This is a genomic window from Mesorhizobium sp. M0048, assembly GCF_040323405.1.
GTDB lineage: Bacteria > Pseudomonadota > Alphaproteobacteria > Rhizobiales > Rhizobiaceae > Mesorhizobium.
In genome coordinates, this window is sequence record NZ_JAMYUV010000011.1 from 50,238 (window position 1) to 71,336 (window position 21,099).

The 21,099-nt window shown below is 60.1% G+C and carries 14 protein-coding genes; 11 read left to right on the forward strand and 3 right to left on the reverse strand.

What is annotated here, in order from left to right:
* Positions 1–28 precede the first annotated feature (28 nt).
* The gene (locus NKJ84_RS13575) at positions 29–1,444 is read right to left on the reverse strand and encodes an adenylate/guanylate cyclase domain-containing protein (protein ID WP_352506850.1); all 1,416 of its coding nucleotides are present in this window, start codon (positions 1,442–1,444) and stop codon (positions 29–31) included.
* Positions 1,445–1,642: 198 nt separating this feature from the next.
* On the opposite strand from NKJ84_RS13575, the gene NKJ84_RS13580 reads away from it, so the two are divergent.
* From NKJ84_RS13580 to NKJ84_RS13600, 5 genes are all read left to right on the forward strand, one after another.
* Positions 1,643–2,467: a hypothetical protein gene (locus NKJ84_RS13580; protein WP_352506851.1), complete on the forward strand. Its 825-nt coding sequence runs from the start codon at positions 1,643–1,645 to the stop codon at positions 2,465–2,467.
* Between the two features lie 73 nt (positions 2,468–2,540).
* A complete protein-coding gene (locus NKJ84_RS13585; protein WP_302895874.1) occupies positions 2,541–3,065 on the forward strand; it encodes a GNAT family N-acetyltransferase in 525 nt (174 codons plus the stop codon).
* Between the two features lie 123 nt (positions 3,066–3,188).
* Positions 3,189–4,574 (forward strand): hypothetical protein, encoded by a 1,386-nt coding sequence (locus NKJ84_RS13590; protein ID WP_352506852.1) that lies wholly within the window; start codon positions 3,189–3,191, stop codon positions 4,572–4,574.
* 210 nt (positions 4,575–4,784) lie between these two features.
* Entirely contained in the window at positions 4,785–8,084 is a 3,300-nt protein-coding gene (locus NKJ84_RS13595; protein ID WP_352506853.1) for an ATP-binding protein, read from the forward strand.
* A gap of 19 nt (positions 8,085–8,103) precedes the next feature.
* Positions 8,104–8,784, forward strand: a complete 681-nt coding sequence (locus tag NKJ84_RS13600) for a redoxin domain-containing protein (protein WP_254818884.1) — start codon at positions 8,104–8,106, stop codon at positions 8,782–8,784.
* 86 nt (positions 8,785–8,870) lie between these two features.
* Here the strand turns inward: NKJ84_RS13600 and NKJ84_RS13605 are convergent, their stop codons facing one another.
* Positions 8,871–11,726 (reverse strand): trifunctional glycosyltransferase/class I SAM-dependent methyltransferase/polysaccharide deacetylase, encoded by a 2,856-nt coding sequence (locus NKJ84_RS13605; RefSeq protein WP_352506854.1) that lies wholly within the window; start codon positions 11,724–11,726, stop codon positions 8,871–8,873.
* A gap of 386 nt (positions 11,727–12,112) precedes the next feature.
* Here NKJ84_RS13605 and NKJ84_RS13610 point away from each other — a divergent pair, with 386 nt between their 5' ends.
* From NKJ84_RS13610 to NKJ84_RS13635, 6 genes are all read left to right on the forward strand, one after another.
* Positions 12,113–12,304 carry a hypothetical protein gene (locus NKJ84_RS13610; RefSeq protein WP_352506855.1) on the forward strand — a complete coding sequence of 64 codons (192 nt, stop codon included), beginning with the start codon at positions 12,113–12,115 and terminating at the stop codon, positions 12,302–12,304.
* Between the two features lie 37 nt (positions 12,305–12,341).
* Positions 12,342–13,007: a DUF3450 domain-containing protein gene (locus tag NKJ84_RS13615; RefSeq protein ID WP_352506856.1), complete on the forward strand. Its 666-nt coding sequence runs from the start codon at positions 12,342–12,344 to the stop codon at positions 13,005–13,007.
* Positions 13,008–13,101: 94 nt separating this feature from the next.
* Positions 13,102–15,672 carry an OmpA family protein gene (locus tag NKJ84_RS13620; RefSeq protein ID WP_352506857.1) on the forward strand — a complete coding sequence of 857 codons (2,571 nt, stop codon included), beginning with the start codon at positions 13,102–13,104 and terminating at the stop codon, positions 15,670–15,672.
* A 15-nt stretch (positions 15,673–15,687) separates the two neighbouring features.
* Positions 15,688–16,179 (forward strand): Rab family GTPase, encoded by a 492-nt coding sequence (locus NKJ84_RS13625; RefSeq protein ID WP_254818889.1) that lies wholly within the window; start codon positions 15,688–15,690, stop codon positions 16,177–16,179.
* Between the two features lie 3 nt (positions 16,180–16,182).
* Positions 16,183–17,253 carry an adenylate/guanylate cyclase domain-containing protein gene (locus tag NKJ84_RS13630; protein ID WP_254818890.1) on the forward strand — a complete coding sequence of 357 codons (1,071 nt, stop codon included), beginning with the start codon at positions 16,183–16,185 and terminating at the stop codon, positions 17,251–17,253.
* Between the two features lie 437 nt (positions 17,254–17,690).
* Entirely contained in the window at positions 17,691–19,916 is a 2,226-nt protein-coding gene (locus NKJ84_RS13635; protein ID WP_352506859.1) for a mechanosensitive ion channel family protein, read from the forward strand.
* 265 nt (positions 19,917–20,181) lie between these two features.
* Here NKJ84_RS13635 and NKJ84_RS13640 read toward each other — a convergent pair whose 3' ends face one another.
* Positions 20,182–21,078 (reverse strand): LysR family transcriptional regulator, encoded by an 897-nt coding sequence (locus NKJ84_RS13640; protein ID WP_352506860.1) that lies wholly within the window; start codon positions 21,076–21,078, stop codon positions 20,182–20,184.
* Positions 21,079–21,099 lie beyond the last annotated feature (21 nt).

Genomic DNA, 21,099 nt, shown 5'->3' on the forward strand with positions numbered 1-21,099 from the left:
GACGAGCCAAATCTTCAGGGCCAAGCCTTCAGGGGATCGTGTATACTGCTATCTCCCGGTCAATGCCGCGCAGCGAGACCTCGTGGGGCACGGGCGTCAGCGCGTTCCTGTGTAAGAGATCGGCGGTGAGATTGTCGTCGACCACCGATCGAGTGGCGAAGATCGCCTGTGCGTTGGCAAGGTTCTGGACCCGCGAAGCAATGTTGACCGTCTGGCCGAAATAGTCCTGTCGCTCATTCATAGACACGGCGATGCAAGGGCCGGCATGGACTCCGATCTTGAGCAGCAGATCCTCGCGCCCGCTCTTGTCGTTGAGCGTACGCATGGCATCGCGCATCCTGAGGGCTGCAGCAATCGCACGATCGGGCGTCGCGAAGGTCGCCATCACCGCATCACCGATCGTCTTCACCACCGCGCCTGCCTCCGCCGTGACGATCTCGTGCAGAACCTGGAAATGCTCGCGCACGAGATCGAAGGCTGAAAGGTCGCCCACCCGCTCGTAAAGCTCGGTCGATCCGCGCAGGTCGGTGAACAGGAACGTCAGGCTGGTGATCTTCAGGCGCTGGTTGATGTCGAGTGTATCCGTGCGATAGAGATCGCGGAACGTCTGGTTGGTGAGCAGGCGCTTGGCGGTCAGGAAGGGCCGGCGTTTTCCCAGGAAATCATGCAATGCCTGGCCGGCGATGAAGACCGTCGGCAGCACGCGGGTGTCGGTCCGGTTTTCCAGCGAAATGCGCAACGGGCCGGGTTGCATCTCCAGCGTCTGGTTCTGAACATGGTCGCGGTCGAAGGCCAAAGAGAGGCTTCGGCGCTCCTTTGTTGGTTCGCCCTTCCCGTCGATGAACTGCGCCGAGTGGGTGACCGGCTCGAAGACGATGATGAATTCGGACGGAAGCTGTATGGGCAGAACCGCCTTTTCACCGGGCGCAAGCTCGATATCCTCCAGCGAGAACGCTTCCATCTTTTCCGCGAAATGCTCTTCCGGCAGATCGACGCCGGACGCCCAGTAGATCTGGCGGAAATATTCCGCCACCGGCAGTTCGTGTGGATTGTGGGCGGCAATCCTGCGCACGCGGGGACTGACGGTGAATGTCACCTCGACCATCTCGTCGAGGGTCGGTGAATAGCCCTCGGAGCACAGCGCGCAGGTGTATTCGTCCTTTTGCAGGGTTTTCAGCGTGGCGTTGGTGTCGAGCACGCCGCCACAGCCGGGGCACAGAACATTCCAGGAAATGTCGAAGATGCCCACCCGCGCGGCATGGAGAAAGGCGCCTATTGCGCGCTCCTCGTCGAGGCCATGCTTGCTGGCGAAGGCTGGCGCATTGATGCGGCAAAGTTCGCGGTCCTCGCCCTCCGCGATGGTTCGCTTGATCGCGTCGATCGCCTGTGGATCGACATCGGCCGATTGTCGCAGAAGTGAGAACAGATCCTGAGCTTCGTTCATCGTGCAGGCTCCGGAAAATGCACCCCGTGGCGTTTTGACCGGACCGGTCTTTGGTCCGAATGCTCCATCTTACTTCGAAACGAACCGTGCGGCCATTCGAATGGATAAGCCTGGTGACCGTTCACTTAGGCCGATTTTAACCGGCCGCAAGCAGCATTATGATGGTCCATGGAGCCTTCATCTTTGGGATTTTCTCCCATGCCGACATCCGACAATCCGCCATTTCCCGCGACCCTGCGCCTTTTCTCTGCGGTCGTCATCATCGTCCTGATCGTAGGCGCCGGCCTGTTTTTCGTGCCTGTTCTGGTCAAACCGGGCTGGCCTTGGGCCGTCACGCCGTTCAATGCGCGCTTTCTCGGCGGCTTCTACACCGCCGAAATGGTCGTGATGGCGGCGCTGCTGGTCTGGAATCGCTGGTCGCCCGGCAGGCTCGTGCTCGTCATGGCCTTCATCTTCACCTTCATCGTGTCGGTGGCTTCGTTCATCAATCTCGGCTATTTCAACTTCGAGCGCAAAGCGCCCTGGCTGTGGTTTTTGGTCTATCTTGCTTCGGTCGCGGTATCCGGGCTGTTCCTGTGGCGGGCCAGAGCCCGTCCTTCTGCGAAAGGCGTGACCTTAAATCCCGCATGGCGCGGCTACATGCCGGTGGAATCCGCGATCCTTGGGCTCTATGGCGTCGGCCTGTTGCTGTTTCCCCTGACATTCAGTGGCATCTGGCCATGGCCGATCGATGCCTTCCACGCTCAGGTCTACAGCGCAATCTTCCTCGCCGGTGCGGGCGGTATATATCTCGTCTGGAGAAGCGCGCCGCGCGAGGAACTGCTGGTGCTCGGGTTGGCACAGTTTCTGGTTGGCCTGCTTGCCATCCTCGGCGTCGTCATCACCGACGCTGCGGTGCACCGGATCGACTGGACGGCGATCGGGACATTGTGCTGGCTCACGCTTTTCGGCTGGATCGGCATCAGCGGCGTCTTCAAACTCTACGCCGCCTCCCGGTATTTCAGCTCGCAATCGGCATCATAGGTTGAGAGACGGCTGGATTTTCAGGTGGCGTCCGGTGCATCGTACCGGTCCGATTGCCTTCGCCGGGAACGCCATGACCAGCACGACGTCGCCACCCTCCGAGAAAAGCCAGCCGCTGCTCCGGTCCGTCCGGCCAAGCGATGCGGAGGCGCTTTGCGCTATTTTCAACATGCCGGGCTTCCGCCAGGGCACGCTCAGGATGCCTTTCGAGATGGTGGAGCAGGTGGCGCGGCGCATCGCCAAGTCCGGCCCGGAAACCACCTGGATCGTTGCCGAGCTGGACGGCAAGGTCGTCGGCCATGGCAGCCTGGTCGTGCAGGGTTCACCGCGCCGTTCGCACATCGGCGAGATCAATATCGGCCTTGACGATGCCTTTGTTGGCAAAGGTATCGGCTCTGCCATACTTGGCGCGCTGCTTGACGTGGCCGACAACTGGCGCGCCCTGAAGCGAGTCGAATTGACCGTCTATGCCGACAACGAACCGGCCCTCCGTCTCTACAAGAGCCACGGCTTTGAGATCGAAGGCCGGCATGTGAAGGCCGGCTTTACCGACGGGCAGTACCACGACCTCCTGAGCATGGCCCGGCTGCGGTTCTAAGATCCGCTGTTTGCCTTGGCTGTTTAGCCAATCTGACAATTTGTGCCGAGTCAGCGAACAGGGCTGCATCCAGCAAGTCTGGTCTCGCTTGGCGTTTACACCGCAAGCGGCTAGACGGGACCAATGACCGCCGTCTTTGATCCAACCCCTACCCCTCCGCTGGAAATTCTGGCTGTGCTGTCGCTGCTCTGCCCGGAGGTCGTGCGCGACATCGAGCAGAACTGGAATGCACCGGTTTCCGATTACGCCCGCCATCTGTGGCGGCCGGTGGCAAGGCCTGCATCGGGCCCGGCGATCGCTGCCCGCTCGATCCTGCGCGAAGTCCTGCATCAGCGCCTCGATAGGATCATGCGGCCTGAGGAGATCGGCAAAGCTCTCGACGAGTTCGAGCACAGACCGGTGATTCAGTCCGGCCTGCACTGCCTGCTTCTGATGGACCGGATCACCTTCGATGCCCTCCTGCTTGCCTGGCTCGGCGCGGTCGAAAACGGGCTGTCGGCCTTCGTCGGCTTCATGGGAACGACGATGACCATGGAGACAGTTGGCCGGGAGGGGCCGGGATGGCTCGATGTCGGCGACGACAAGGTCAACCTGTTCGGCATGGGGCGCCACAAACTGTGCCGCAAAAGCGCCTGCGTGGCCGGTCCCGTCTCCCTCAACAAGCGCGCGCTCGAAGCGGTGGGCGATGAAACGGATGCCAGCCGCTGGCTGGGCACACTGCTTGCCAGCCAGGACAAGGTGTTTGAAACCGCCGCCGATGCGCTGACTGCCCTGAACCACGATCTGGTCGCCAATTGGGATCGTGCCGGCATGGCCCTGCCGGTTTTCATCGATGATCGGGCCGCCGCGGCTGCCATGGCGCGGCATCTGGAATATGACGGCGGCCTTCTTTCCAGACTGCTCATTGAACCCGCAAGACGCCAGCGTCTCGAACGTGCCTGGCAAGAGGCCGCATCGAGCCCATTTGGCAGATTCCTGCCCAATGCCACGGACTATTTCTGGGGCATTCGCGAGGAGCGCGTGCGCAAACTCGTTCTCGAGAACGGGCACCTGATCGAGCCCGACAGGCCGCAAGGTCTTTCCATCCCGTTCGAGCGGCCGTATCTCAGGCAGGCGCTGCTGGACGGCGTGCTGCTGCCGAACTTGTTCCTGACGTTCCTCGTCCTTGCCATATTGCCGCGCGCGCGGGTCGTGGGGGGCCTGAGACAGATTGGCTATGTAGCGCTTTTCCACTCGATCCTTCTGGCCGCGCTAGACGAAAACGCGCCGGAAGAGCGCGATCTGGCTGCGGAGCTGCAGGTTCGGGAAAATGCCTGGGGCATGCGGGTCATCGATGAAAAGATCTCAGTCCGCGAGCAGCTTGCCGGCCTGCCGGAAGGAGCGCTCTTCCCGGACCTGCTCCGGCAATACCGATTGCGGACATTTGCCGAGACGACCGACGACCTAAAACTGGTTCGCGAAAACGCCAGATGGCGCAAGATCGGCCAGGCAGAGATCAAGCCGACCTGAGCCTAAGTCACAACCGCAAGCTGACAGCGAGCCAGCCGTTGCATCAAGAGGTCATGCGTAGCGCTCTGCCACCGGACCCACACGGATGGCTCGATGCCCATTTGCGCTGCCGCTTGCTCGTCGACGGCTATCGGTGCATCCTTGTGAATAGCCTGGCCGTGCAGTGCGGGCGAGATCACGCCGTCACGGCCACTAGTGAGGTCTTGTTCGATGGACTGCTCGGGCTGCGGTTTCGAGATTGAGGGCGGTTACGCCTTCTGTCCGAGGTGTGGCAGGCGCCAGCCCGTGCCATGCGCCAGTTGCGGCTACGCCTGCGCACCTGATTTCGAGTTCTGTCCGAAATGTGGGGCAAGCGTCGGTGCGCCCGCAAAAGCCGTCGAACGGCCTGCTCCGGCACCAAGCCGGACCATTGTGCCGCCTTCTCGAACTCCGTCGCTGCTTCCGAACATCGAAAGCGAAGAAGGGCTGCATCCCGTCTCCGACGCCGATCGCCGGACGGTAACGGTCCTGTTCGCCGACCTTTGCGGCTTCACGACACTCAGCGAGCAGCTCGACCCCGAGGTCATGCAAGCGCTGCAGAATAAACTGTTCAAGGAATTGACGGCGGCCGTGCGAAACTTTGGTGGTTTCGTCGACAAATTCATCGGCGATGCACTGCTCGCTTTGTTCGGTGCGCCGGTCGCGCATGAGGACGATCCGGAACGTGCGCTTCGCGCCGCTCTCGACATGATCGCCCGGACGGCGCGGCTCGGCGAAAGCACCCCCCACTCCGGCTCGCCTCTGTTACTCCACATCGGCATAAACACTGGTCCGGTCGTTACTGGCGGATTGGGCATCGGCACCGCCAGATCCTATTCGGTGACCGGCGACACAGTGAATACGGCGCAACGCCTGCAATCGCTGGCCGCACCGGGTGAGGTGCTGGTAGGCGAGCTCACTCACAGGCTGACCCGGCATGCCTTCTCTTACGAGTCACTGGGTGATGTCGTGTTTCGCGGCAAGGCTGGCAGCGTGCTCGTCCATCGACTGGACGCACCGCTAGCGGTGCCGCGCCCAGCGCGCGGGCTCGAGGCGCTCGGCCTCAGTGCGCCACTAATAGGTCGTGGTGCGGAGCTCAATAGAATGATGGCGAGCCTTGACCAGGCGTGCGGCGGCTCGGCCCAACTTGTCCGCCTCGTCGGAGAAGCCGGCATCGGGAAATCGCGGCTGGTGAAGGAGTTCGTCGCCCGCGTCGGCGACGAGGAGCGTTTTCGCAACGTCGTCGTGCGGCAGGCCACGTGCTCACCGCTGGGCGAACAATCTTTTGGCGCCTTGGGCGCCGTGGTGCGCAGCGCTGCCGGGATGATGCAAAACGACAATGGGGACGAAATGCGGGGGAAGCTCGCAGGCTTGCTTGCCGATCTCGGCCTGCAGGGCGAGGAGGCGAAGCGGCTGATGCCTTTGCTCTATCATGTGCTCGGCCTTGGCGACCCCGATGCCACCTTGCAGCATGTCGAGCCTGAGCAGTTGCGGCGGCAAATTCTCTACGCAGTCCGCACAATCATCGAACGGCGGCTTGCGTTGTCGCCGCTGTTGATCGTCGTCGAAGACCTGCACTGGGCCGACGCCGTGTCGCTCGAGGCACTACGTTTCGTGATGGACAGGTTAGAACGCACGCGGTTGATGTTGCTGGTCACGCATCGTCCGGCGCCGGACAACGACCAGCTCGACTCAAGTCGGGTCAGTCACACAGCGCTCAGGCTTCCGCCGCTCAATGGTGATGACGGACGCAGGCTGCTCGCGGCGCTTTTCGGCGAGAGCTGGGTAAACTCCGCAGGAGGGCTTCTCGATCAGATCCTCGAGCGCGCGGGCGGCAACCCCCTTTTTGTAGAGGAGATTGTTCGCGGCCTTATCGATCGCGGTGTACTGATGCGAGAGGGCCAGCGATGGCGGACTGTGGCCGGCGAAGTCGCAACCGGCATCCCCGCCACTATCCAGGCGATGTTGCTTGCCCGCGTCGACCGGCTGCCCCCAGAGGTGCGCCGGTTGGCTCAGGAGGCCGCGGTAATTGGCCCGCGTTTCGATGCCACACTTCTGAAATCCGTGACGGCCGACCCCGGCCGGCTTGAAGCCGGCTGCGAACTGCTTTGCGATGCGGAAATCATCGAGGAAGTTGCCGGATCAGGCTCGGTCTTGTCGCAAAGCTACCGCTTTACGCAAACATTGCTGCAGGACGTGATCTACCAGAATCTGCTCCTGCAACGCCGGACCGACATCCACGGGCGGGTCGGTGCTGCCTTGGAGCAACTGTGCGGCGACCAGCCGGAACGGCTCGAGGATTTGACCGTGCTCGGTCATCATTTCGCACAGAGCGCCGAGCGGGAGAAGGGCGCGCATTACCTGCGGGCGGCAGGCGATCGCGCTCGCATGATATACGCCAACGACGACGCCCTTCGTTTCTACGAGCGAGCACTGACAGCATTGGACGCGATCGGGCAAACACCGCTCAAACTGGCAATTGCAGAGCGCATTGCCGATTTGAGCGGCCCGGCAGGCCGCCGCGAGATCGCGCACCACCACTACGAGACCGTGTTGCAGGCATATCGCGAAGCGGCCAATCACGTCGCCTCGGCGCGAGTTTTGCGTAAGATCGGTCGGCTGCTCTGGGACGTCGGCAAGCGGGACAAGGCAGAACCCTGCTATGCTGAGGCGGCAGCGCTCCTCGATGGGGCGGATGCCCCGATCGAGCAGGCGCATCTGTGGCAAGAACGTGGCCGACAGGCGTTCCGTAGCGGAGATCACGCTCTCGCGGCAAAATGGGCAGACGCGGCGCTGGATTGCGTACGCAATCTGACAACGGAGCATGTCTCCGAGGTTGGGTGTGATGCCACTCTTGTGACCGCCGAGGCACTCAATACCAAGGCTGTCGCGCTGGCTCGCCTCGGGCGAAACCGTGAGGCCGTGCGTCAGGTTGAGCGTAGCATTGAATTGGCCGAAGCCGCCGGTCTGCTGGGCGCGGCCTGCCGCGGCTACACCAATCTCGGCGTGCTATACACGACCATCGATCCGGCACAGGCGATGGAGGTCTGTCGGCGCGGTCTTGAAGTGGCGCGCCGTATTGGTGATTTGGGTTTCCAGGCGCGCCTCCTCGCCAATCTGGCGGTCGCTTGTTGTACTTTCACGGATCGCTGTCCAACGGAGGGCATACCTGCTGCCGAGAAGGCCATCGAGATCGACAGGGCGCTCGACCAGCGCGAGCACCTGCCGGTGCCGTTGATCGTGCTTGGGCAGATCCACCAGTGCAACGGCCGTCCGGACCTGGCCGTTGGTTTGTTCCACGAAGCACTGGACGTAGCCCGCGAAACGGGCGAACCCCAACTGCTGTTTCCGTGCTATGATGGTCTTGCAACGCTTAATCTCGACCTCGACAACCTGGCCGAGGCCGAACGCTACTTTTCCCTGGCGCAGGGTATTTGCGCCCAGCACGGGCTCGACCCGGAAGCGCTCGTGGTGCTGCCTTTTCTCGACTAGCCGGGGTTGGAGGTTGGAAATGTCCGCGCGTAGTGACTTGGTGCCGCTTCAACCGGGCGACCGTGCGCCGAACGTGGTACTCGACGCCATTACCCAGGAAGGCAAGATCGCGCTTGACGACTTTCGCGGACAAAAACCGGTGCTGGTCGGCCTGTTTCGAGGTCTGCATTGTGCGTTTTGCCGGCGCCATATCGCCGCCCAGGCGCGGCTTGATCCGGAGCTGCGCGAAAAGGGCGTGGAGAGCCTGACGGTGGTCAACACGCCGATCGAACGGGCGCGTCTCTATTTCCGCTACCATCCGATGCCGAATCTGCTTGCGGCCTCCGACCCTGAACGCGCTTCACATCGTGCTTTTGGACTGCCCAATCTCGAATTCACCCAAAACGAGACGAACTGGCCGTACAAGGTCTCGATGGCAGCGGCAAAGGATATGCGGGTCGACATACCAGGCGAGTTGCCCGGTCCTATGGATCCTCTTGAGGCCAGCGAAATCCTCAACAAGAAGGACCATTACGAACTGACCGAAGCCGACGAGCAGATGATAGCAACGGGACACGGACAATTGATCGGTCAGTTCCTGCTGGACCGGCAAGGGATCGTCCGCTGGAGCTTCACGGAGGTTCCAGAGGGCGGGCGATACATGTTTGGGGCGCCAAGCCCGCAGGAGCTGATGTCAGCCGTGTCCCAAGTCGCCCAATAGACTTGCGAACGAGGTAAGCGGAGCGGGACGCTGAACAAAACGCGGAACCAACTTGTTACAAATCTAGACACTGACAAGTTCACGGTTCATGCGAGCACGGCCTCGACAACCGCAACAAAGTCATCGAGCGAACGATCCCCACGAATCTCGATGCGCGGAAGGTCGATGGGATCGCAATCGAGGTCCGCCGGCCCGTGTCTGCCGCCGAAGCCGATTCGATAGCCGCACTCCTTGGCCAGCCTGCCAAGCCGTCGGTCGGTGACTGAGAAGGGTGCCGCGAACGCCGCGGTTGGCCGACCGGTCCACCGTTCGATGAACATACGAGAGCGCAGAAGCTCGGCGGCCAAGTCAGAGCTCGACAGACCATCGATCGCGCGATGCGTCGCCAGATGGCTTCCGAAGAAGGCGCCTTCGCCGGCGAGGCGTCGCACCGTCCCGGCGTCCATAAGCTGCGTCGGCGGGCCGCTGTAGGCGTCCCACTGTGCACTTTCACCCACCAAGTCCGTCACCAGGAACACTTCCGCGGTGAGGTCGTTCGCGCGCAGGATCGGCCAGGCATGGTCGGCAAAGTTCTGGAAGCCGTCATCGAAGGTGATGAGCACTGGGCGGCCAACGAAAGGCTGACGGTTGGCGATGAACCATTCCAGCTGCTCGGAGCTAATCGCGTGAAAGCCATTGGCGCGCAGCCATGTCATTTGGCTGGCGAATGCGGCGGGCGTGAGCCGAAAACGGGCGAGCGCGGCCGGACCTTCATCGGAGACGCTGTGATACATGAGGACAGGGATACGCTGCCGCCGCTCGCTACGTGCGACGTCGCGGCGCAAGGCCCGCGCCCCGCCCCAGACGATTTTTCGCGCGACCCCCATATCGATGCGCGCGCGGATTGGCACATGATCAATGACTGGTTCCGTCGCCACGTCGCCTGGTGACAGGCGGCGGAAGCGGTCTATGCGATAGAGCTCGGTCTGGATCGATTGCTCGAGGACAAGACCTTCGGTCCCTGCCAGCGTCTCCGAGATCGCTTGTGCACCGAATGTGTTCCAGTCGAAGCCCGTCCTCTCAGGATTGTCACGTAGCACGAATGCGTGTGCGCTGATGAAGCTGCCGCCAGGCGCCAATGCCTCAACGACTTTCTTGGCGAAGCGTTGCAACTCGGCGAGATCATCCAGGTAGTAGAGCACTTCCGAACAGAAGATCAGATCCATCTCACCCGGCAGCGTATCCGCCATGAAATCCAGTACGCCGAACTCAACGTTCGGCTGATCGCTGCATCGCGCGCGCGCCCGCTCGATGGCTATGGCGGAGATGTCAGTTGCGGTCAAATGGCTCACGCGCGGCGCCAGTTGCCGCGTGAAGTGGCCTTCCGCACAGGCCAGCTCAAGCGCCCGTCCAATGGGACCGGCAGGCAGAATTTCGAGCTGCCGCTCATATTTCTCCTGCTCATAGGACGAACCGTAATTCCAGGGATCCTCGGTCGCGAAATAGCCATTCCAGAACGACGTGCGATCCTTGTCGTGCCTGGCCCGTGCGCGGCGCAGCGCCGGGGGAGGCTCTGCAGGTTCGGTGCTCGACCGAACCAGCTCCCGCGCTTCCTCGGCCAATTGGGCGAGTTTGCCGAAGTGACTGTCCGGATCGGACCGGCCTTCAAGCCGCTCGGGGGACACGACATTCAGGATCAATTCGATCCAATAATCCCTTGTCACTGTCCCAAGTACGCCGAATTGCACGACAGCCTCGATCTGGCCATCCATCATCAGATAGGCATAAATTTGATCGATTCCTTGCGGAAGTTCGACCGTGGTCGGATTTCGCGCGTCGACACGAATTCCAAGTGTCCGCGCCAGCCTGCGCGGCGCGGCGAGATCGTCGACGTCGAGCAGCATTTGCTCAAGATGATACTGGACGCGGCGAGCCGCGTCGGGATTGTTCCAGACCTTGCCGAGTTCGATGATCAACTCGGTGAGGGAGCCGCCGAACCTGTCCCACCTGGCAGCCAATTGCGCTGGCACCGACAGGCTTCCGACCGCTAGGCCATCGAAGATCACCTTGGCGATCTCTCGCGCCCCTTTGCGTCCTGGCGGGAGGGCGCGCAGGGACTGCGGGTTGATCGAGCGCGAGCCGCTGCCGCAATCCGACGCGGCGTTCCACAACGCGAACCACGCGAGTGCCTCGGAGGCGGTACCGCCGTTCGCCTCGATCGCTCCATTGGCGTGAGCCGACGCCGGGTGTTTGACCCTGGGATCGGCGGAAAAGCCGCGGGCGATCACGATTTCAGCATCTGCCAGCATCTGCGTCGAACTGCGGCTGAGCGCGTTGGGGCTGGTCCGATAGAAAGCGAGCGGCTCATCGACCATCACCCAATTTTTGCCCAGACGTGCGAGGCGCTGCCACAGGTCCCAGTCCTCGCAGGTGCGCAGCGACACATCGAAACCGCCCAACTCGACAATTGTCTCCCGGTCGACCAGCAGCGCGTGAATGGCGATGGCACGTCTGCGGGCGAATGTCTCGAAGGGCTGAATCGCAACCTCCGTTGCGATGCTCGACGGGGTGAGTTCGCCATCGGGCATCTCGCGCCGGGAACCGCAATAGGCGGCCACTGCATCGGGAACGGATTTCAGTGCGGCCAGCATTTTTGCGAGGAAGCTGGCATCCACCCAATCGTCGGCATCCAGAAACATGAGCCAGCGGCCGCGCGCTGTCGAAATCCCGCTATTGCGCGCGCCGGCGGCGCTATACGCGCAAGACCTCAACGTCCGAAATCGGGCATCGTGCTCTACATAACCGGCGATGATCGAGGGGGTGCGGTCCATGGAGGCGTCGTCGACGATGATCGCCTCCCAATCCACTATTTCCTGATCGAGAAGGCAATCGAGTGCGCGCGCGAGCGTTACCTCCGCGTTGTGCGCAGGAACCACGATTGAAACCAAGGGATCACGCGCCACGCCGTCTTACCCGCGCCCGGTTCGAACGCACAACAAGACGCGTTGATCTTTCTTGGCGTAGGTCGTCACAATCCACGCCGATCAGTCCGTCGACCCATCGTCCATCACCCTATATCCAGTATCCGGTAGGTCTGCCTGCCGGCAAGCGTTGTGCCGACGGTTTGCTCGGCATTGAAAATCGGTACCATACCGCCTTGCGGTAGCATTGTCCTGGATCATCGAGCTTTCGTTTTCTTCGGCAAGAGTCGGCGAATGTCAAAACCGGATGACGGCATCGGATGGCAGCACTGCGCTGTCAAGATCGGGGCAAATTAGAGGCGGGCAAAAAAGACTTGAACACAGGCTGAATGGCAGCGCGCATGCCCGACGGCTTGGAGCTGAGGTCGATGCGCCAGGGCATCTCCGCTCTCGCATTTCATCGGCAAAAAGATGATCGCGGGCGAAGACACGAGCGCAAGCTGATCCGGATCGAGCCGCATGTCGAAATCTATCCGAATGGGGACGCACGAACCGACTTGAGCCGAGAAAATTCCGGCTTGCGGGTCGGCTATTTTGCTGACATGTTTATCAGTTTCTAAATTAGCGCTGTGGCAATGTCAAAAGAAGGGGCATGGGATGGCCAAGGAATCTTCGAGTACCGCTTCTTCGGCAAATAAAGCGGACGCAAATCTGACAAGTAATGCAGACGGAAGCGGGCTGAACTTCATGGCGGGCCAGGCTCGCGAGAGCGGGCCTCCCGGCGACGCTGTAGGTGTCGACAAGATACGTGATCTGCTGTTCGGCAACCAGATGCAGGACTATGACCGCCGCTTTTCCAAGCTTGAAGAACGGGTCTTGCAGCGCTTCAAGGATGTCGAATCCGAGGCCAAGCGCAATCTTGAAATGTACGAGTCAAATGCAAAGAAGCAGGTCGACTCGCTTGCGGCGCAATTGCGGAACGAAAAAGACGCGCGAGCCGACGCCGATAAAGAGATTGATCGGAATCTTCGCGAGCAAAATCAGGCGCTCGAAAAGCAGGTGCGCGCGTTGTCGGATCAGTTGAGCGAGCTTGAGCGGGAAGTTGCGGACCGGATAAATCGAAACGATCATTTGCTGCGTGAGGAAATCAAGCAAAAGAATGAAAGCATTCAGATGCTGATGGAGAAAATGTTTTCCGATCTTGGCAATGTCAAGACTGACCGAAATCTTTTGGCTGGCCTGTTTGTCGAGGTTGCAAAATGTCTAAATCAGGATCCCGTCGGCAGCAAGAACAACTCGGAGCGTACCTGGAAAGTGAGTTGATGGGAACTTGACGTCGACTGTCGACCCAATCAGCCTCCCTAAAAGAGCGGCTTCGAACGATACAGAGATTGATCGCGAGGCTCTGGCTCGCCTTTTGATCGAAATTGCCCGGAACGTTGATCCGGACTATCGTGCGCGTCTCGACGGAATCCCAACCGCCGATCCTCGCATGGAAACGCTTCGCCAGTTGCTGGTCGGCCGCGAAATTTCGGAGCTTTCACGAGTTACCCACCTGCTCGACGAACCTGAGCAGCTTGCGGCGGCAGTGGGGGGCGTCCTCCCCGGTGCAGCCGCACGCGCGTCTCATGCGCAACTCGGCGAGGCCCTTGCGCCAGTTGTCGAGAGGGCTGTGCAACGGTCCATCCAGAAAAGCCCGCGCACGCTGACGGATATATTATACCCGGTGTTTCTGCCGGCTATTCGCAAGTCGATCGGCGAAAAGATCGACCAAACCTTTCAGTCGCTGAATGAAACCTTAAGACACATATTTACTTGGCATGGGCTCAAGTGGAGATTTGAAGCTTGGAGAACGGGGGCAAGCTTCTCAGAAGTTGTTCTTAGGCATTCTCTTGTCTATCGTGTAGAACATGTCTTTCTCATTCACCGCAATTCCGGGCTTTTGATCAAGCATGTAACTGCCGAAAACGCAACCAGCGAAGATCCTCAACTGATTTCCTCGATGCTTAGTGCAATTCAGGATTTTGTAAAAGACTCATTTAACGAGAAAGAACAGAGTGGCCTGGACACTATCCGTTTCGGGGAGCTTCGTCTCTGGTCGGAAGTTGGGCCGTTTGCGACCTTGGTTGCGGTGATCCGGGGAAATCCGCCGGAGGAATTACATGAAATAATTCGCGATGTATTGCTTCGCATCCATGATGAATGCTCACAGGCCCTGGAGCAGTTTGACGGCGACAGTTCGCAGTTGGCCGGCGTCGAGACGCAGTTGCAGACCTGCGTTGATCTGAAGCAGGAGGAATCAAACCAGGGATTTCCGTGGCTGGTCCTGGCTGCAGTCCTGCTGGTTTTGATTCCCGCAGGCGGTTGGTTCTTTCTTTCCTGGCAATCCGGGCAGCGCTGGCAGGCGTATGTGTCGCGACTGGGGATCCAGCCGGGCATCATCGTTGCCGACCAAAAGGTGCGCGATGGCCAATTCTATATTACCGGCCTGAGAGACCCTCTTGCCGCCGACCCGCAGTCGCTGTTGGCCGGAACGCAGGTCGATCCCGCCCGCGTTCATTCACACTGGCAATTCTATCAGAGTCTTGAGCCGGAGTTCGTGTTGAAGCGGCTGACGGCGTCGCTGGTTCCGCCGGATTCAGTACGACTTTCGATCGTCAATGATCGCATCGTTGCCGAGGGGGAGGCTCCCGACACCTGGATAGATCGGGCGCGCGCAGCAGCCCAGCAACTTTCGGCAGGTGGACCGGAATTCGATATCTCCAGGGTTCGTGATGTGAGCCCCGAAGCACGCGCGGCGGAGCGCTGGCAGACTTATGTGTCGCGACTGGAGGCCCAGCCGGGTATTATCGTTGCCGAACAAAAGGTGCGCGATGGCCAATTCTATATTGCCGGCCTGAGAGACCCTCTTGCCGCCGACCCGCAGTCGCTGTTGGCCGGTACGCAGGTCGATCCCGCCCGCGTTCATTCGCAGTGGCAATTCTATCAGAGCCTTGAGCCGGAGTTCGTGCTGAAGCGGCTGACAGCGTCGCTTAACCCGCCGAAATCGGTTCGGCTTTCGATCGTCGAGGATCGCATCGTTGCCGAGGGTGAGGCTCCCGACACCTGGATAGATCGGGCGCGCGCAGCGGCCCGACAGCTTTCGGCAGGCGGACCGGAATTCGACATCTCCAAAGTTCGTGATGTGAGCCCCGAAGCACGCGCGGCGGAGCACTGGCAGGCCTATGTGTCACGACTGGAGGCCCAAGCGGGAATCATCGTCGCCCAGCAAACGGCGAGGGGCGGACATTTCTATATTTCCGGCCTGAGAGACCCGCAGGCCGCCGACCCGCAGGTTCTGCTGTCCGGAACAGGGGTCGATCCTGCCCGCGTTCATTCGCAATGGCAATTCTATCAAAGCCTTCATCCGAAGTTCGTGGTGAAGCGGCTGATGGCGTCGCTGACTCCGCCGGATTCAGTACGGCTTTCGATCATCAAGGATCGCATCGTTGCCCAGGGTGAGGCTCCTGCCGCCTGGATAGATCGGGCGCGGGTCGCCGCCCAACAGCTGTCCGCGGACGGACTCTCTCTAGAACTCTCCGAGCTGCGTGAGTTGACCCCTCCGGAACTGACTCATTTGAGGGAGGCTATTCAAACGGTCAGCATTTTCTTCGATTCTGGCAAGGCTGTACCGGGACCAGAGCAACTGCCGGTTCTCGACAAATTGGCGAGTCAGTTGAAGGAATTGGCCACGGACGCCCGCAAGGCAGGGGTAACAGCACAATTCATGTTGACCGGCCATTCGGACGAGACGGGCCGTGAAACGGCCAAGTTGTCGATCAGCGCGGCGCGCGCGGAAACAGTTCGTGCGCTTCTCAAGAAACGCGGCGTCGATCCGGAATTGCTCTTGGTTCGCGGCGCGGGCACCTTTGAGCCAGCGGAGACTGAAAATAGCCGAACCGGGAGCTCCGCGAACCGCAGAGTTTCGGTTACGGTAAACTTCCACTAGGCGGAGCCCAGGATATTGCAAAAGAAGATCTGCATGTTGGGCGGGTTCGCTGTCGGAAAGACGAGTCTGGTTCGCAGGTTTGTGCAAAGCATCTTTTCAGAAACCTACTTGACCACGGTGGGAGTGAAAATCGACAAGAAGAGTGTCGCATTCCCGGACAAAACCGTGGATCTGATTTTGTGGGACTTGGCCGGCGAAGACGATATCGGCTCATTCCGCGTCAGCTATGTGCGAGGTGCGAGTGGGCTCGTGCTTGTCGTCGATGGAACACGCGCTGCTACTCTTGCCGTGGCGCTCACGTTGCGCGAGCGGGCCGAGGCTGAATTCGGCGCTATGCCGTTTGTATTGCTGTTCAACAAATCCGATCTGGCCGATCGGTGGGCAATATCGGATAGTGAAATTGACGAACTGAGGCAACTTGGATGGCAAATCTATCTAACAAGTGCGCTTTCGGGTGAACATGTTGATGATGCGTTTCGTCAACTTGCTTCGATGGTCAGCAAATAAACCATGCATGTCTTGCCAAGAGAAGTTAGAAGCTGGATTTACGATTTCTTCTACAACGAGCGCTCGGTCGCATATCTAAAAATCGACGCCCAGCTTTGCGTAGCTGCGAAGGGCGGTAACGTTAAACATTACGGACTCTCGTCAGTTCGCATAGGTAAGCCTGTTGCCGAGCAGCTTGAATTCATGGAAGGTTTGTTGCCCTGCCCGGAGCTTCCATTTGATATGGACATGGTCGAACTGCCCGGCGGGCGTGTCGCGGACCTCCATCTTTTTGCTGACAATGCCTGCGTGTGGCTGCTCTTTCTTGACGCCGCTGCCGAACGCGACAATAGGCAGCGGCTTCAACAGAAGGCTTATGAAATGACGCTTCTGCAAGAGAGGGAGCGTCAACTCAACGAGAAATTACAATCGATGAACGAGGCGTTGAGGGCGAGCCAAGAGGGATTGTCGCGTGAATACCAACGCGCCGAAGCCCTACTCCTCAACATTCTTCCGGCGTCGATCGCGGAGCGCTTAAAAGCGGACGAACAAATTGCAGACAACCATGCTGACGTGAGTGTGCTTTTTGCCGACATCGTCGGTTTTACGGAAAGAGCGCGGAGCGTCGGAGCCGTAACGACGCTCGCTATTTTAAATTACTTCTTCAAGGCGGCGGATCTGCTCTCGGAGCAATACGGCTGCGAAAAGATCAAGACAATCGGCGATTGTGTAATGGTGGTCGCTGGCCTGCCCGCCGCGCGATCCGATCATGCGGAAGCCCTTGCGCACTATGCACTTGAACTGCGCAACGAGGTCAAGCGCGAACGCTTCGCAGGAGAACCGATAAGACTCAGAATTGGAATTCACTCAGGACCAATCGTGGCGGGCGTCATAGGCAAAAGGCGGTTTGCCTATGACCTATGGGGCGACACCGTTAATCTCGCCGCACGTATCCAAACGTCCGCGGAGCCCGATGAAATCCGCATTTCGGATGCAACTCATCAACTGCTTGGACCAAATTTTGCTTGCGACCCACTCGAGGAAACGGAATTGCGTGGTACAGGTCGTGTGCGAATGTGGCGGCTCCCGGCCTGATTTGCCGCATGGCAGCGCCGACTCGGAAGCGCATTGCATCTCAAGCAACATCATGGTTTCCAATGTCCGCAGCGGTGCGCGAAGCAGTTGACCACCGAGCGACCGCCAAAGGTCTGTCCTAGTCAGTTCAGGAAATCAGTTCCTGAGGTTTAACGTCGATGCCCAGTTTATAGAACGGCCGGAGACCTGGGCCGAGGTCGGAATGCCCTGCCCCCGCGGCTAAATAAACACCGCCAAGTACCCGGCGCAAGGTCCGGCTCGGAACGATGACGTCTTGCACCGCAACATCGGTTTCTTCAAGGTAAGGCAACAACGGACATAGATGTCGTTGCTTGCCGATTTGACCGGAAGGTTACAGCACGATGCCACGCATCACTCGACGATTGGGGGCCAGGAATCTGGCGCGCCCGGCACGGCGTCTCGGAGACCTGACTGCGATGCTTGCCTTGATTGCCAGGCCGCTCGTCTTTGGGATCGCCCTTTTGTTGGCTGGTCAGGCACAGGCGCAGGCGCCGGCGACGGTCCCGCCTGAAAGGGTCAAACGGCTGTTCGAGCTTCTCGACGATCCGTCAGTGAAGGCCTGGGTGGCCGAACAGCGAAATCAGGACGCCGGGTCAACGGGAGCGCCTGCCGAGCCAGGGGCTTCGCCGACCGACGCATCGTCCGGCGCCGTGGCCGCACCAGGCCCGATGAATACGATGGCATCCTCGACGCTCGATGGGATCAGGCATCATATCGAAAGAATCGTGCGAACTTTGCCCTTGCTGCCAAGCCAGTTCGCGCGCGTTCGGGCAGAGACAATGGAGGATATGTCCAGCAAGGGGCCTGCCGGCGTATTTGTGCTGATTGCAATGTTCATCGCTGCCGGCCTGGCGCTCACTTGGGCAACGTACAAGCTCACCCGCCCATTTCGTCTGTGGATTATCGCGCAACCCAAGGATACGCCCGTTGGGCGAGCCAAGAAGATTGGTGGCCGCCTGCTTTATTCCAGCATGCTGATAGTCTCATTCGCACTGGGCAGCGCCGGCGCATTCATGTTGTTCGACTGGCCGATGCTTATCCGCGAGATTGTACTGACATTTCTGATGGCGGCAGTCGTTACTTGGGGTGTGCGCATGTACGTCATGGCCATGCTCGTTCCTTCCTTCATGAACGTCGAGAACGCCGTCGAGGTTCGTGCTTTGCCGATCACCAACGAAGCGGCTGACCATTGGTCCTTTTGGCTACCCCGGATCGTCGGCGTCTTCGCCTTCTTCGGCGCCGCGTTTATCCTCTTGCCAGGTCTCGGCATCGATCAGGACGGAATGATGGTCCTGTCACTGGGCGCCGATTTCGTGCTGCTGTTGCTCCTGCTGCTTGCCATTTGGCGTCGGCCAAGAACGCAGCGAGACGGTGCGAGCCACATCGGTCACACGGAAGCGACATGGCTATTGACTGCTTATTTCGTCGTCCTGTTCCTGCAGCGTATCGCCGGCCTTAATACATACTTCTGGTTCACCTTCGCCGCATTCTTCCTGCCTTTGGCAATCGTGGTGACGCAGCGCGGGGTTAATTTCGTTCTGCGGCCAGGTTCGGAAGATGTCGGCCGGCCCACGATCCCGGCGGTGACGATCGCTGTCATCGATCGCGGAATCCGAATGATTTTCATCCTGGCGGCGGCTTACCTTCTCGCACGTGTCTGGGGTCTGGACATGCAATCCATGCGGGACAGCGATACGACGACAACGTTCATATTGCGCGGCTTGATCAATGTCGTGGTGATTGCCCTCGCCGCCGACTTCGGCTGGTCGATCATCAAAGCTTTGATTGAACGAAAGCTCGGCATCGAAACACCGCACCCTGTGATCAGCGACGAGGACGTTCCGGTCCTCGATCCGCAACAGGCGCGGCTGCACACGCTCTTGCCGATCCTCCAGAACATTCTGCTCGCATCGATCATCGTGATGGCGGTGCTTATGATGCTCGCCTCGCTGGGAATCCAGATCGGCCCATTGATTGCCGGCGCCGGCGTCGTCGGCGTCGCCGTGGGCTTTGGCGCACAAACCATCGTCAAGGACGTTATTTCAGGCGTGTTTTTTCTGCTCGATGATGCGTTTCGTGTTGGCGAATACATTTCATCGGGCAATTACAAGGGTACCGTGGAAAGCTTTTCGCTGCGCTCGGTGAAGCTGCGCCACCATCGTGGTCCGCTGTTCACGATACCTTTCGGTGAACTCGGGGCAGTCCAGAACCAGAGCCGTGACTGGGTTATCGACAAATTCAACATCACCGTTGGTTATGACACCGATATCGACTTCGCTCGCAAGCTGATCAAGCGGATCGGCCTCGAACTGGCGGAAGATCCAGAGTTCAAACACTGGGTGCTCGACCCGATCAAGATGCAGGGCGTACAGGAGTTCGGCGAATACGGCATCGTGTTGAGGGTCAAGGCCACAACCAGACCGGGAGGCGCCTTCGGTATGAAACGCAAGTTCTATGTACGCCTGCGCCAGGTCTTCAAGGAGCAGGGCATCGAACTCCCATTTCCGACCGTCCAGGTCCAGGGGCTACAGAACCCACATGGAGCGGAGAATGCGCCGTTGGAGCTCACACCCGAGTTGAAAATGGCCGTCGCGCAGTCGCATACCAATCGGCGCAGAAAAAAAGCTAGCACAACGGAATAGGGAAGCTGTGACACCTGCCGGTCACAGCGCCGCTTTCACGACGAAGAACGTCTTGCCGATCCGTCAGAAATTTGCGCTCTTGATTTCGAACACCAATTTCGACGGTCCACGATTGCTCGGTTTCAGCGACTATCGATATCAATCAGTCGATTTCTTGCTGACGACCGCCGACCGAGCCGTACCGGCAGTTCCCAAAAAGACCGTCGCGAGATTTACATCGGGCTGGGGTACGCTTGAGACCGCGCCATCGGCTACCTGGCGGACGTCAGTCGCGCGATACGGACAGTCCCGCGAGAAGCGGCGCGTACGCGGCGAGCCTGCGGGATACGAACTCCGTGAAGAGCCGCACGCGCTTCGTCTTGCGTGTCTCCCCCTGCGTGAGAAGCCAGAGCGTTCCATGCATGTGCAGGTCGGCGCCCGGCACCCTCACCAGTAGGGGGTCGGCATCCCCGACGAAGCACGGCAGTGTCGTCATCCCGAGCCCTTGCCGTACTGCAACGATCTGCGCCTCGCCGTCCGTGGTCCTGAACGGAACCCCCGTGGTGCGAACCTCACCCTCGCGGGCCCAGTCCGGGACGCCATGAATGCTTATGACGATCCACCGGATGGCATCAGACGAACCCGCACGCCATGCGGTTAGTCGATCGCGAGACATGTAGACGCCGCCGAACAGCTCCGGTCCCTTCAGGCCGTGAAGATTGAGCGGCAGGGTTTTGCGGTCGTAAACGACGCGGATCGCGACATCGGCCTCTCGGTTGGTCAGATTTGCCAGCTCGCCGGACGACAAGATTTCCATCTCGATGTCCGGATGCAGGCGCGCGAAATCGGCGAAGTCCCGCATGAGCAGGTGTGTCGCGAGGGGCGGTGCCAGCGTCACCCGCAAGAGTCCGCGTACGCCCTGGTCGCGCCCGAAGATTCGCGTCTCAAGCCGGTTCGACGACGCCTCCATCTGCTCCGCGAACTCGAGGACTTCCTCGCCCGCAGCCGTCAGGCGGTAGCCCGAGGGCAGCTTCTCGAACATCTGCGCCCCCAGCCGCTCCTCCAGTTGGGCAAGGCGCCGCAGCACCGTGGTGTGGTTAACCCCGAGGCGCTCGGCGGCAGCCCGCACCGAGCCTCCGCGCGCGACGGCAAGAAAGTAGCGAACGTCGTCCCAGTCGATCATGGTGCAATCCCGCACCGCGGG

Coding starts and splice junctions, on each gene's coding strand:
- NKJ84_RS13575 (WP_352506850.1), bottom strand. CDS start 1,444: ATGAACGAAGCTCAGGATCTGTTCTCACTTCTGCGACAATCGGCCGAT.
- NKJ84_RS13580 (WP_352506851.1), top strand. CDS start 1,643: ATGCCGACATCCGACAATCCGCCATTTCCCGCGACCCTGCGCCTTTTC.
- NKJ84_RS13585 (WP_302895874.1), top strand. CDS start 2,541: ATGACCAGCACGACGTCGCCACCCTCCGAGAAAAGCCAGCCGCTGCTC.
- NKJ84_RS13590 (WP_352506852.1), top strand. CDS start 3,189: ATGACCGCCGTCTTTGATCCAACCCCTACCCCTCCGCTGGAAATTCTG.
- NKJ84_RS13595 (WP_352506853.1), top strand. CDS start 4,785: ATGGACTGCTCGGGCTGCGGTTTCGAGATTGAGGGCGGTTACGCCTTC.
- NKJ84_RS13600 (WP_254818884.1), top strand. CDS start 8,104: ATGTCCGCGCGTAGTGACTTGGTGCCGCTTCAACCGGGCGACCGTGCG.
- NKJ84_RS13610 (WP_352506855.1), top strand. CDS start 12,113: ATGCGCCAGGGCATCTCCGCTCTCGCATTTCATCGGCAAAAAGATGAT.
- NKJ84_RS13615 (WP_352506856.1), top strand. CDS start 12,342: ATGGCCAAGGAATCTTCGAGTACCGCTTCTTCGGCAAATAAAGCGGAC.
- NKJ84_RS13630 (WP_254818890.1), top strand. CDS start 16,183: ATGCATGTCTTGCCAAGAGAAGTTAGAAGCTGGATTTACGATTTCTTC.
- NKJ84_RS13635 (WP_352506859.1), top strand. CDS start 17,691: ATGCTTGCCTTGATTGCCAGGCCGCTCGTCTTTGGGATCGCCCTTTTG.
- NKJ84_RS13640 (WP_352506860.1), bottom strand. CDS start 21,078: ATGATCGACTGGGACGACGTTCGCTACTTTCTTGCCGTCGCGCGCGGA.